We start from the raw sequence: 13,148 nt of genomic DNA on the forward strand, positions 1-13,148 counted from the left end.
CGATTTTCGATTGCGCGCTACCGCGCGGCACCGAAATTGAAAACGGAGCGGTAGCTCCCAATCGAAAATCGAGAATCGAAAATCCAAAATTAAGTCCCGCACTTTAACCAGCAACCAAACAACCACCAACAACCACACTCCCCATCCCACCACCATGTCTCTCAACATCCATTGGCACGAAGGCCTTTTTCTTCAACCGCACCACCTCCAGCGCCTCCAGCACGGCGTGCTCGCGCAGAACCAATCCGACCGGCGCCTCTCGTGGTCGCATCCCTACGGCATCATCGAATCGAAACTCTCGCTCGACGACCTCGCCAACTTCCGCGTCCGCTTCGACAAACTCCACGCCGTCATGCCCAGCGGCCTCGAAGTCAACTACCCCGAAAACGCCGAGCTGCCCTCCATCGACCTGAAACCCCTCTTCGCCGGCAGCGGCGCCGTCTTTAACATCTACCTCGGCGTGCCGCTCTGGAAGGAAGGCCGCGCCAACTCCGGCGGCGAGTCGCCCTCCGAGCAACCCGACGCCACCGCCAAGATCATCTACCGCGTCGAGGAAAAAACACTCGCCGACGAAAACACCGGCGACAACTCCAAGCCCCTCCTCATCCGCCGCCTCAACGCCCGCTTCGTCACCGACGACGAGGACAAGTCCGACCTCGAGCTCATCCCCGTGCTCCGCCTCGTGCGCGGCGTCGGCGAGCAACTCGGCCAGCCCAAGCTCGACCCCGAATACGCCTCGCCCTGCCTCTTCCTCACCGGCTCCGCCACGCTTCACAACATCGTGCGCGACCTCGTCAACCAGGTCGAGGCCTCGCGCACCGAACTCGTCATCCAGATCAACCGCGGCGGCTTCGCGATGGACACCCTCCGCGGCGCGCAAATCGAGCAAGTCCTCCGCCTGCGCACGCTCAACCATTACAGCGCGCGCCTCACCACGCTGCTCACCGCCGCCAGCATCACGCCCTTCGACTGGTATCTCGAACTCCGCTCGCTCCACGCCGAGCTCTGCGGCCTGCACCCCGACAAGGACGATTACGAAATCCCGCCCTACAACCACGAAAACCTCTTCAACGGCTTCGACCAGCTCAGCACCAAAATCCGCGCCCTCCTGCGCGGCGCGGTTGCGGCCTCCTTCCTCAAGGTTGACTTCACCACCACGCCCGACGGCCTCGAAGCCACGCTCACCGAGGAGCATTTCACGCGCCCCGTCGAATACTACCTCGCCATCAAGTCGGGCGAGGACCCGCGCCAGATCGCCCCGATGATCGAGGACGGCAACCGCTTCAAACTCATGCCCAAGAGCATGGCCAACCGCGCCGTGCGCGGCGTCGAGCTCAAGGAGGAGCGCTTCCCCCCGATGCAGCTCCCCGCGATTGGCGGCCTGAGTTTCTACCGCCTCAACCGCGCCGAAAGCGCGCGCATCTGGCAGCAACTCCAAACCGAAAAAGTCGCCGTCCTGCGCTGGCCCGACCAGGAAAAATCCGACTTCCAAGTGGCACTCTACATGACACTCGCCGATTGAAGAAATTTTCGATTTTCGATTCTCGATTTTCGATTGCGCGCTACCGCGTGGCAGCGAAATCAAAACGGAGCGGCAGCTCCCAATCAAAAATCGAAAATCGAAAATCGAAAATAAAATCTCCCGTCTTCTCTCACACTCACCGCCTACCATGAATCCACTCGACACCAAACCCGCACCCGTTCCCACGCTTCACGAACTCTGCGATCCGCTCTTTCAGGAAATCTGCCGGCTCAACCGCATCGGACGCAAGGCGCCCGCGGGTGAATACGCCATCACATATTCCGAAATCAAGGGCATCTTCGCCAACATGGCCGAGCGCGCGCGCAAGGACGTCCGCCTCAACCTCAACTACGAGAAAGTCGAGCTCGCGCTCGTCTTCTTCGTGGACTTCATGATCGCCGAGGCGAAGCTCCCCTACTCCGCCGAGTGGAACAAAAAACGCCTCGCCTACGAGCGCAACGAACTCGCCGGCGACGAAAAGTTCTTCGACATGCTCGACGAAACCCTCGCCGACACCAAGGAAGGCGCGGTCGAGCGGCTTGTCATTTATTACATCTGCCTCGGCCTCGGATTCAGCGGCTGGTATATGGGCCAGGACGAATACCTGCGCAAAAAGCAAAAGGAAATCCTCCCCCGCATCCGCCCCTACCTCGACACCGACGAATCCGGCCTCATCTCGCCCGACGCCTACAAGAGCACCAACACCGTCAACCTCCCGCTCCCGATGGGCTCCACGCTCATCCCGATGCTCATCTGCCTCGTCACGCTCATCGTCGTGGTCATCGCCGCCAACATCGTCCTCTTCAAAACCGCCTCCAGCGAACTCACCCAATCCGTTGACGAAATCCGCGCCCACGAAAATGCCTCGGCCGCGCAAGGCGCGGCAAATTCCAATACTCAAAACCCAAATTCCAAATAAATTCCAAAATCTCAAATGACCAAATCTCAAAAAAGCATCCGCCCGCCATTCGTAGCGCAGACTGCCAAGTCTGCCTCTGTGCCACGGGCTGCCAGCCCGTGTGACGAGGCACAGCCTCGCTCTTTGGAATTTGGAATTTGAGATTTTTTTGGGATTTGGGATTTCGGAATTTGGAATTTTCCCGCTCTCCCCGCCTTTAACCGTTCCCTTTCACAAACAAACACCAGCACCACCCTCACCACGCCATGAAAGACCTCTTTAACAGCATTTCTGACAACCTGCGCTACGTCGCCATGCTCCTCGCGGGCACCGGCATCGCCGGCTCGGTCCTCTTTGCCGACCGCGCCATCTACACCGTCTTCGCCATCGGCCTGCTCGTTGTCGGCAGCTTGCTCTTTGTCTTCGACGCCGTGCGCCGCGCGAAAAAATCGAAGGCCGAAAAACGCCTCGCCGCGCAACTCGCCGACAACTCCTCCGGCAACGCCGGCATCTCCGAGGCCGCCCGCCGCGCCCAGCTCGACGCCCTTCGCGAAAACTTCCAGAAGGGCATCGCCAAATTCCGCGCCGCCGGAAAAGACATCTACACCCTCCCCTGGTATATGGTCGTCGGCGAACCCGGCTCCGGCAAAACCGAGGCCGTGCGCCGCTCCAACGTCGGCTTCCCCCCCGGCCTCCAGGACGAAATGCAAGGCGCCGGCGGCACCATCAACATGCACTGGTGGTTCACCAACCACGCCATCCTCCTCGACACCGCCGGCAAGCTCCTCTTCCAGGAAGCGCCCCCGGGCACCACCACCGAGTGGACCGAGTTCCTCAACCTCCTCACCAAGTCCCGCCCCAACTGCCCCATCAACGGCCTCGTCCTCGTCATCCCCGCCGACTCGCTCCTCAAGGACAACGCCGACGACATCGCCAAAAAAGCAGGCAAAATCTGCGAGCAACTCGACCGCATCCAACGCACCCTCGACGTCCGCTTCCCCGTCTTCATCCTCGTGACAAAGTGCGACCTCCTGAACGGCTTCCGCGAGTTCTTCTCCGACATGAAGGACCCGCACCTCCAGCACCAAATGACCGGCTGGTCCAACCCCGACCCGCTCGACACCCCCTTCAAGCCCGAGCACGTTGACGAATACCTCAACACCATCGCGCAAAAAATCGCCCGCCGCCGCCTCGGCCTCCTAGCCGACCCCGTCGCCACCGATCCCAGCGAACGCCGCGCCGACGAAGTCGATTCGCTCTTCGCCCTGCCCAACTCCATCCAGTCGCTCGCGCCGCGCCTCCGCCGCTACCTCGAGACCGTTTTCGTCACCGGCGAATGGTCCGCCAAGCCGCTCTTCCTGCGCGGCATCTACTTCACCTCCGCGCTCACCGAAGGCAAGGCGCTCGACCTCGAACTCGCCCAAACCCTCGGCGTCACCCCCGACTCGCTCCCCGAGGGCAAACTCTTCGAGCGCGAACGCTCCTTCTTCCTCCGCGACCTCTTCATCCAAAAAATCTTCAAGGAAAAAGGCCTCGTCACCCGCGCCTCCAACACGCGCAAGCAACTCAAGCGCCGCCAGCTCATCCTCGGCGGCACCGCCGTCGCCGGCCTCGCTCTCACGCTCACCCTCTCCATCTGGGGTTACTTCTCCGTGCGCGACAGCGTCGGCGCCGAATCCGCCTACTGGAAAGCCGCCGCCGCCGACTGGACCAAGGACCACACTTGGAACCCCATCGTCACCCCCGAATTCCGCGGCGCCGAAAAATACAAATACAACGGCGACAACCCCGTGCGCGTGGGCTCCGAGCAAATCCCGCTCCACGAATTCCACGCCCGCCTGCAATTCCTCGTCACCCGCGACCTCTCCGTGCCGCTCGTCTTCAAGCCCCTCGACATCTTCGGCACCACCACCAACGCCGGACGCCGCGAGGCCCAGCGCGTCCTCTTTGAAAGCAGCGTCATGCGCCCCGCCATCGCCGCCGCGCGCACCCGCATCGCCAGCGAGGACGCCGTCGCCACCTGGACCGCCCGCGACACCTCCGCCCTCGCCACACTCATCCAAATGGAAGGCATCATCCACTACCCCATGCTCCCCGGCCAGACCGTCGAGTTCGCTCCCGGCGCATTCCTCACACCCCTCATCGGCCTCTGGACACCCGACGGCAAAATCCCCGCCGACCTCAACGGCGCCTTCGACGCCACCTACTACGAACGCGGCGGCTCCGGCTACAACAAATGGCCCAACGTCACCTACTCCGCCGGCATCTCCTTCCGCGAAAACACCCCCATCGCCAAGGCCTGGCTCGCCTTTGCCAAGGCCCAGGGCGCGGGCGCGGCAACCCAAAAAACCGACATCACCAACCTCGCCAAAATCCGCGACGCAGTGAACGCGTTCGCTTCCGGTGAAAAAGATTACCAGCTCTACGCCTCGCGCGACAGCAACATCGCCGGCTGGCTCGCGGAGGCTCGACGCACCTTCACCGCTCTCGAAGCCGCCAAAACCGCGCTCGACGGCGCCATCGAACAAGGCCGCTCCAACGGCATCTTCGCCAAGGACGCCTCACCCGCCCTAGCCACCGCCTATGGAGAAATCGTCCAAAAAGCCCGCGCGCAAAACGAGGCCGGCAGCAAGGCCATCCGCGAAGTCGTCAACAAGTTCACCAAGCCCGACCTCGGCACCCTCGCCACCAAGGCCAACGCCACCGGCGCGATCGGCGAGCTCGTCGGCTCCGTCACTGAAAAAGCCGGCCCCACCGCCGAGGATCTCGCCAAAAAAATGAAGACCAGCTTCACGCCCGAGTTCCCCATGTTGCAGGAAATCACCGCGCGCCTCGACCAGATGGAGCAAGTCACACTCGCCGAAACCCGCGCCGTCTTCGGCGACACCAAACCCGAGGACCTCGCCCTGCTCGATAAAAACTACCTCGATATCAACGAAAAGCGCCCCCTCTACGAAATCCGGTTCGCCGCTTACAACCGCGGCATGGACCTCTTCACGCTCGCGCCCTCGACCGCCGACACCCTCGTCGGCGAACTCGGCAGGCACATCGAACAAGCCGCCGCCATCGCCGCCGCCATTGACGCCGAAGGCTCGAAATACAACCAGGCGCTCATGTCCGATTTCCGCAACACCGTCCGCCAGGTCGCGCGCGCCGGCAATCAGGCCCGCGAACTCGACCTCTTCAAACTCCACCACGACACCATCGCCGGCTACCTCCGCAAAAATGTCGGCTTCCCGATCCTCCTCGACGCCACCGACATCATCACCACGACCGACACCCTCAAGAAAAACGTGGACTTCATCAAGGCCGCCCGCGCCGACCTGGCCGACTCCCGAGGCCCCAGCGCCGCGCGCGCCACGGTCAACCGCAGCACCGAGCGCATCAATAAAATCATCGGCATCCTCAACGCCCTGGCCGCCCCCGACGGCGCGCCCGCCAGCGTCAAAATCCAGATCGCAAAATACGAGGACCAGAAAAAGTTCATCACCGAGCGCGGCATCTCCAGCGATTTCGGAGCGGTCTTTGCGGGCAACCTCTGGCGCACCGCGCGCATGAGCGGCCGCGCCGCGCGCACCCAGTCGCCCTCCGACGCCGAGCTCGCCACCATCCGCGTCACCGAGACGATGCCCCCGCTCGAACTCTTCCTCGCCGCCGACGTGAAACCGACCCCCGACACGCAAGCCGCGTTCACCGACACCTGGACGACGCTGCGCCTCATCTCGAAATCCGGCTTCCGCAAGTCCGACGGCAAGACCTGGCAGGCCCCCGTGAGCATCCGCGACAACACCGTTGGCGAAGGCGCCCCGCAATCGGACCTCTTCCTGATCCTCCAATTCCAATACGACAACCAACTCCCCGAACTCGCCGACTGGCCGACGCGCACGAACCTCGGCCTAAATTAAAACACTCCCGACCGCCCCGACTTAAATCGATCCAAATCGATTTAAGTCGATTTGCGTCGCCATCCCAATCCCCCGCCATGCCCGACTTCTTCAAAGACTTCCTGCACCAAGAACTCGTCGAACACGGTCGCAACGCCCCTCCGACCGTGCATCTCGCGGCGTTTGGCAAGCACCCCGCGTGGAACGACCACATGGAGGACATCAACCTCAACACGCTCACCCTCCTTGAGGCCAAACGCTACATTTACCTCCAGGGCATCTCCGGCAACATCGACAGCGGCGCATGGAACCCGCCCGCCGCCCCCGTGGGGGCGTCGCAAGCGACGCCCTCCGATTCAGCCCTTCAGCCCTTCAGTCCTTCAGCCCTTTCTTCACCAGCCCTCTCCTTCAACCACTGGCTCCTCTGGCACCGCCCCGGTGAAATCCTCCTCGGTCGCCTCCTCGCATCGACCGACGGCAAAGGCCGCACCCGTTATCCCTTTGTTGTCCTCGCGCACATCATAAACCTGCCGCTCGCGTCCGCCCTCGAAACCTGCGCCCCGCTCATCGACGAAGCCGCGCGCCAGGCACGCGAGGCGACCACACCGGATGCCGTGCGCCAGATCATTGTCCAAACGCGCAGCCGCCTTGCCGCCGCCGTCGAAGCGACCGCGGATTCGCCAAGCCCGATTCCCCCCGGCCTTCGTCCCGCCATTGATCCGTCCGGCTGGACGCGCCTCTACCACGTCATAGAAAACCAGCTTCACCAATACGGCCCCGGCGCGCGTCCCGAGCATCCCTCCTGCCGCCACCTGCGCCTCCCCTCCGCCTCGGGGACCGCACGCGTCCCGCGTGCAGACGGCGTCGTCCCCGACGCCGCCCCGCAAAACCTCCTCTGGTGGGCGGCCTACTGGCTCACGCAGCTCGACACGCAAATCCCCCTGCTCCTCATCGCCCCCGAAACCGCCGCCTGGCTCGACCTGATCGTCGGCGAACCCGCCAGCCAGCATTTCCGCTGCCTCCTTGTCGATTCCGGAGCGCTCCCCACGGTCACGGACACGCCCTATTCCGTGCCGTCGCACATCGAGCAAGTCACAAACGAACTGCTGCTCAACGCCGACGAGTCCGCCCTGCCCGCGCGCAGCCTTTTTCACCTCAAGCCGCCCACGCGCGACACCGCGCTCGCCATCATCTGCACCCGCGACGGACTCGCCAAGGCCACCCGCCCCCCCGGCCTTCTCAAAAAACTCTTCGGCTGAGCGTTTCCAAGGAGCGTAAAACAAAAATGTAGGGGCGCGCCTTGCGCGCGCCCTCGTGTTCACCCGCCTTGAGCATGCGTTTGCATAAAATCGCCCGCATACGAGGGCGCACGCAAGGTGCGCCCCCGCAAAAATAGACCGCGCCCGCATGGCTGGTCGGGCGCGGCCATCCCCTGCTCAATGCCCGCTTCACGCGATTCAAAAACGCTGAAACGCGCCTGCGGCCAAATTTTAATCGGGGAGCGGAACGGTGAGCGCGCCAATTTGCGAATCAATATCCTTGGCCAGCGTCACGGCCAGTTCTTCCACGTAGGCTACCTCATGCGACAGGGGCTTGGCTTTGATTAAGTGCTCTTTTGATTTTAAGAGGGTTCCCTTTCTCCACTTGCCCAATTCCACCGCAAATTTCCGAAGTCCCTCGGGCAGCCCTTTAAGCTCACCCACCTTGCGCTTGCCCGCATAACCGGATATATGCCTTTTCCTATGGTGGAGGATGAAATTACTTATGGAGTCATATCCACTCGGCAATAGCGCGTCCACTTTATCAAGCTTTGATTTTCCCGCAACATCGACACAGCTCTTTATTTCTTTCGCCAGCTCTTTCTCCACTGTTTCCGCAAGTTTTTTGAGTTTTTTGTCATCTATTAGAATTTTTCCTCCCGGGGGGGCGGATTTTTTGTTTTTTTCCGCGTCGCGAACGATTTTCCTTATCTTTTCGCATTCGGCCGCCATGAGATCCAGTCCGTTGCAATACGCCTTCAGATGTTTCGACCACCCGTAATGCTCAAGTTTCTCGGTGAGCTTTTTCTCGGCGTTCAGCACTTTTATGTATCCATCGCAGATCATGAGCACTATGTCGGGATTCGTTTGATCTTTGCAGTATTTTTCCACTGCGACGGGTAATTTTGTGGCAAACTTACCGTATTTAGCAAGAAATCGCTGGTAGTCGTCCTGGGTGAATTCACCCTCCTTGTATGCTTTCTTTGCAGCCGCGTGCATGCTCTTGTGCATGTGCGTGGTATGGGATTCAATGCAAGCATTCAGGGCTTTGATTGTTTTTCTATCGAGGGCCATGATTTTTATTATATTTAGGGTTTATATTGAGGGTTGATTGTTCGGCAAATTTGAGGGGCGGCACGCGCCACGCGCGGCGCGGTCGCCCCCTGTCCGGCATTACTTTTCATGCGCGCGCATTTCGTTAAACGTCCAACCGTTCACACAGGGAGATCCACCCGAAAAGTTTTTGTTGTATTCAAAGATCGCCGCTCTCAAGGGCGAATCTTTAGGATTCTCATGAAGCTTGGACTCCAGGGCTAGATTAAAGGCCCCTCCCGAAGAAAAACGTTTTCTCAAGGTTTCAAAACTCCTCTTGTCAGTCACCCAATCGGACTCCAGGTCCCTCATCATCTTTAGCATCTCCGCGGACGACGACTTTCTGAAGTCGTCAAAATTCCTCGCGAAGCCCTGTATATTCCATTTTGGCTTTCCCATGGCCTTGAGCAACGCGGACATTTTCGCCATGCTGGCCAGAATCACCTTGCCCAGTTGATCATAAGCGGCCTGCGCGCCCTTTGCGGTCGACTCCAGCCCGTCCTTCGCTTTATACGCATCGGCGATAAGTCCCGGCAGTTTTACACACTCCGGCAGCAGCGCCTTCAGTGTGGCCAGATACCCCGTGGGAAGTGCGTTTGGCTTAAGTTTGCCCGCGCGCCCAATCTCCTTCTTGATCGATGCGACAAGTGCCTCGGCGGCCTTTGCCTGGCCGGAGCCGCTTTCCGCGTTTTTCCACAGGATCCCCGTGGACTTTACAAATGCCACGACATTCTTGTCGGTGCTTTTTATTTCGAGAATGCTGCCAATTATGGGCTTGCAATGCTTGAAGTGGGCGTGGGCGGCCTTGAATTCTTTCAAATCCGTAGCTTTCATGTCAGCCTTCCCGCTTGTCTTATTATCATACCATTTCTTTACCTCAAAAACGTAAGCGTAGAGTTTCCTGACTCGGGCTTCCGCAACCTCTCGTGGTGTGAGCATGCCGCCCGTCGTCGAGAGCAGGGCGATGTCCCTGAAATTCGAATTATTTTGCAAGTCGGTAAATACCTTCTCGCCCGTCTTCCATCCGGCGGGATCCTTTGCCTTGAGCGCGTCGGATGCCTTTTTTATTTCATCGGCGACGTCACCGGTCGTATTAAAAAAGGCGAGATACGCGACGATCATCGCCTCGTAATCCTTCGTTACCGCCTCCGCGAGGCGGTGCGATTCGTTATTATATTTCACTGACGCATCAAATATTTTTTTGAATTCCGCGTATGCTTTTTTACTCATGGTGTTTATTGGTGTTGTTGGGTTGGTGTTGTTGGGTTGGTTGATATGTTTGTATTAATCTAAAATGCCGGATTTTTTACCGCGGATGGACACAGATAAACGCAGATGTTTGTGTTGCGGAGTCTATCGCTTTTGCTGCAGCTTCGCCAGATTTTCCATCGCCCTCTTGAAGTCCGCATCCGCTTTGGCAAGAGCGATCATTTTTATGCCAATTTGCTCCGCCGATTTAGCATTGGCGACGACAGCATCCAGCGATTTCTCAGCGGTATTCTGAATGAATTCGCCGCCGAGGGACTTGAGCATTTTTTCGAAGGCGGGGAAAGTCACTCCTTTGAGAAGGCCGGCTTTCAGTGAATCGTGGAGACCTTTGGCAAACTTGGCGTCAATCCAGACACTGAGCGCGGCCATTGGTATTTTTTTCCAAACCGCCTGTGCAACAGCGCCAGCAAAGTCCTCGGTGGAGGTGCCGCTTCTGGCCGCGCTGCTCACCTCCGCGATGATCGTCTTGATGATATCCTTGCCAATATTATTAGCCCACTTGCCAAGGAATTCTCCGATTTTATTGGAGCTGATTCCCTTAAGCCACTCCACCTTAAGCATGGGCACCAGCCTCCCTCCAACTTTTTGCAGGAGAGGTCCCGTTGCCGCGCTGCCAGCGGTGGAAACGATGACGTCCGCTGTGATGTTCATGGCCGCGTCGCCAAGGCCCTTGCTCGTGCCGGCGGCGAGTTTGCCGATTTCGTTCGCGAAGCTTTTCAAGCCATTGAGGGCGCCGTCAACGAGCACGCCCTTCCCTCCGACTGCCCCGGTTTTGGCTTTAACCAGAATTTCGAGCGCTCCGAAGCTCACGTCGCGCGTGACCTCAATTCCCTTGATGATGTTTTCGCCGCCGCCTATCAGTTTCTCACGGTAATTCTGCATCATTTTGAGCGCGGAATTGATATCATCGGCCGCTTTTTTATAACGAAACTCCAAGACCTCGTATTTTCTGCCATTGATCGCAGCCCTCAAATTTTTGACGGCAGCCTCGGCGTTACGGATCGGGCCTTCGGGCGGAAAATCGGGCGTCCCCGGAAGGTTGTGCAACAGCCATCCGACGATATACTGCTCATTATTCTTCTTGTGGGCGTCATTCCACAGCATTCTGGGAATTCCGGCGCGCCTCTCCAAATCATCAGCGATGCGTTTGAAATCTCGCTCCAGTTGTTTTTCAATTGCGTGAAGCTCATTTGATATTTCAATGGCCTGCTTTCGCGCATTATCCTCCGCGATTTGCTTCTCCATATTTGAGCGCATCTGCTCGCGGGCTGTTACTCCGCCCCGGCGCTGCGTCTCAAATACGGCATGAGTAATCGCGCTCACAATTTTTCCGTCCCTTGAGGCGTGCTCGAGTATTGTCGCCTTGATGCTTTTCTTCTTTTCAATCGCAACATGAATCGCGTTTTGGGTCATCATGGTGAAAGCCTTGAACTCCTTGACCATGGCGTCCTCGACCGCATCTTCCAGCTCGGCCTTGGGCAAAGCCATTCTGCCGCCCAATTTTTTGGGATGCAGCAGGTCAACCAGCTCAATCGCAAAATAATACTCGAACCAATTGTGCAATTCTTTCCACGGACATGCTTTCGCAAGGCGTTCCGCGAGCATGTTGGCTCCTTTCGCCGGCTTTTGGACAAGGTCGACGCCCTTGCGCTCCAGTTCGCCCACGAGTGTTTCCACTATTTTATAGCCGCCGCCATTTGGCATGGCCCACACAGTAAAGTAGCCTTCCATGTCCTTTTTGGTGAGCCAGACGGACGATTTGACCTTGGTGGCGGCCATCGTAGAGCCAATCACGATGAATTTTTTGAGGTTCGTTTTGTCTTTGAGCAGAGACATGATGTTTGTGGTGGTTAAGGCTGTGTTGCTGCGGGTTTGGTGTTTTGCGATGGGTTGCCGGAAAAAACATCCCCGGTCATCAATGCTTTGGGATTTATGCGGAAAAGGTTTCGGAAAATCTTCGGAGAAAATTCTCGCCCGAGCAAAAAATCACACAACTCATTAAAAATGAATATATAGAAAAATTCATTCATGCGCCCGTCCGGAATCCGCGCAATCTCCCGAAAAAATCCCAGAACCTTTTTTCAAAAAATCCCAATACATGGGTAAGCGGAAATATTTTTCCGTTTTGCGGCGGGGCGCATCTCCGTCCGACATCAACCAACAACCAAAACAACATCATGAGCGACAACATCCCCGAGTATCCCGCGGCACTCACCAAGAATGAGTGGAAAAAGAAAAAAATCCAGCTCGCCAGCAAAATCACAAAATCAATAGAGGACGAACTGGATGCCTGTGCAAGGACCTACAATCAATCGCGCGCAGCCATCGAAAAGAGCGAAGCCGACCTGAAAGGACACAAGATAAAGGATTCCAGTTTCATACCGTTTGCGACTTCAATCCGAGCCTTTGTAGCCGACATCACCGCTGCGGTCAACAAACTGCAAACACTGATGGCAAATACTCAAAAACAGAACGGCAAGTTGGCCAACTTAAAAACATACAATAGTAAGTTGCAAAGCGCGGCGGGCTCATTTCTCGCGGCTATTAACGCCTACAATAAAGTATTTCTTGGGAAAATTGATCTGGTGATGAAAGAACGCAAGAATCTGATCATCCGGCTTAATTTTTCCATGAAGAGGAGCGCGGATGCGAAAAAAGAATTCGAAAGGCTCATCAAGGTCGGAAACCAATTGATTCGGCATGCCCGGCCTTTGCAAAGGAGAGATGTCTTGCTGATACTCGTGGACTTTAACACTGCGGTTGAAAAATCGATCGCCGCAGGCGCTTTGAGGGAAGCCCGCTTTGATCTTCAAGCGGTGGAAGCAGTTGAGGCGAAGTGGATATACGATGTCGCATTGTTTGACAAAATCAGTGAGTGCCAAGCGGCAATAAGAGCCATTGACCCCCTATTAAAGGATATTGAGGATATCCGTGAAATAATTGACTCCTATGGAAAATAGGCCGCCCATGCCTTGGAGGTTATCCCGAATTAAGAGTTTCCAATCTTTTTTGACCACGGATCACGAATTGGCACGGATGACAAACCGGGCGTCGCAAGCGACGCCCCCCACGGTATTTATCCGCGCAATGTAAAACCGGCATCCTCATGATTTCAGACTATTCGAGGTAGGGCGAACCCTCCGGGTGAGCCGAGGGTGGTGAGCGGCTCCCCCGGAGGGTTCGCCCTACCAAAAACCAAAAGCTTAAGGACGTTGGCATAAGAC

8 protein-coding genes are annotated in these 13,148 nt (G+C 57.7%); 5 read left to right on the forward strand and 3 right to left on the reverse strand.

All coding sequences use genetic code 11. The features are described from left to right. The first annotated feature begins 154 nt into the window (after positions 1 to 154). The 4 genes from tssK to M2103_RS04630 all read left to right on the forward strand — a co-directional run bounded on the left by tssK (position 155) and on the right by M2103_RS04630 (position 7,563). Complete coding sequence (gene tssK, locus M2103_RS04615; RefSeq protein ID WP_277509046.1) at positions 155 to 1,522, forward strand: type VI secretion system baseplate subunit TssK; 1,368 nt, start codon at positions 155 to 157, stop codon at positions 1,520 to 1,522. 148 nt (positions 1,523 to 1,670) lie between these two features. Further along, a complete protein-coding gene (locus tag M2103_RS04620; protein WP_277509047.1) occupies positions 1,671 to 2,441 on the forward strand; it encodes a DotU family type IV/VI secretion system protein in 771 nt (256 codons plus the stop codon). A 245-nt stretch (positions 2,442 to 2,686) separates the two neighbouring features. Further along, complete coding sequence (locus M2103_RS04625; RefSeq protein ID WP_277509049.1) at positions 2,687 to 6,325, forward strand: type VI secretion protein IcmF/TssM N-terminal domain-containing protein; 3,639 nt, start codon at positions 2,687 to 2,689, stop codon at positions 6,323 to 6,325. 77 nt (positions 6,326 to 6,402) lie between these two features. Continuing rightward, the gene (locus M2103_RS04630) at positions 6,403 to 7,563 is read left to right on the forward strand and encodes a hypothetical protein (protein ID WP_277509050.1); all 1,161 of its coding nucleotides are present in this window, start codon (positions 6,403 to 6,405) and stop codon (positions 7,561 to 7,563) included. 231 nt (positions 7,564 to 7,794) lie between these two features. On the opposite strand, the gene M2103_RS04635 is transcribed toward M2103_RS04630, so the two are convergent. The 3 genes from M2103_RS04635 to M2103_RS04645 form a co-directional block, all read right to left on the reverse strand. After that, positions 7,795 to 8,637, reverse strand: coding sequence for a hypothetical protein (locus tag M2103_RS04635; protein WP_277509051.1), 843 nt, complete (start codon positions 8,635 to 8,637; stop codon positions 7,795 to 7,797). A gap of 99 nt (positions 8,638 to 8,736) precedes the next feature. Continuing rightward, positions 8,737 to 9,885, reverse strand: coding sequence for a hypothetical protein (locus M2103_RS04640; protein ID WP_277509052.1), 1,149 nt, complete (start codon positions 9,883 to 9,885; stop codon positions 8,737 to 8,739). A gap of 123 nt (positions 9,886 to 10,008) precedes the next feature. Further along, entirely contained in the window at positions 10,009 to 11,760 is a 1,752-nt protein-coding gene (locus M2103_RS04645) for a hypothetical protein (protein ID WP_277509053.1), read from the reverse strand. Between the two features lie 341 nt (positions 11,761 to 12,101). On the opposite strand from M2103_RS04645, the gene M2103_RS04650 reads away from it, so the two are divergent. Next, on the forward strand, positions 12,102 to 12,884 hold the full coding sequence (locus M2103_RS04650) for a hypothetical protein (RefSeq protein WP_277509055.1): 783 nt from the start codon (positions 12,102 to 12,104) through the stop codon (positions 12,882 to 12,884). Positions 12,885 to 13,148: the final 264 nt, after the last annotated feature.

This window comes from Ereboglobus sp. PH5-5, from assembly GCF_029504805.1.
Taxonomy (GTDB): domain Bacteria; phylum Verrucomicrobiota; class Verrucomicrobiia; order Opitutales; family Opitutaceae; genus Ereboglobus.

What these genes read in the sequence shown, in the direction of transcription:
- tssK (WP_277509046.1), top strand. Translation starts at nt 155, where the DNA reads ATGTCTCTCAACATCCATTGGCACGAAGGCCTTTTTCTTCAACCGCAC.
- M2103_RS04620 (WP_277509047.1), top strand. Translation starts at nt 1,671, where the DNA reads ATGAATCCACTCGACACCAAACCCGCACCCGTTCCCACGCTTCACGAA.
- M2103_RS04625 (WP_277509049.1), top strand. Translation starts at nt 2,687, where the DNA reads ATGAAAGACCTCTTTAACAGCATTTCTGACAACCTGCGCTACGTCGCC.
- M2103_RS04630 (WP_277509050.1), top strand. Translation starts at nt 6,403, where the DNA reads ATGCCCGACTTCTTCAAAGACTTCCTGCACCAAGAACTCGTCGAACAC.
- M2103_RS04635 (WP_277509051.1), bottom strand. Translation starts at nt 8,637, where the DNA reads ATGGCCCTCGATAGAAAAACAATCAAAGCCCTGAATGCTTGCATTGAA.
- M2103_RS04640 (WP_277509052.1), bottom strand. Translation starts at nt 9,885, where the DNA reads ATGAGTAAAAAAGCATACGCGGAATTCAAAAAAATATTTGATGCGTCA.
- M2103_RS04645 (WP_277509053.1), bottom strand. Translation starts at nt 11,760, where the DNA reads ATGTCTCTGCTCAAAGACAAAACGAACCTCAAAAAATTCATCGTGATT.
- M2103_RS04650 (WP_277509055.1), top strand. Translation starts at nt 12,102, where the DNA reads ATGAGCGACAACATCCCCGAGTATCCCGCGGCACTCACCAAGAATGAG.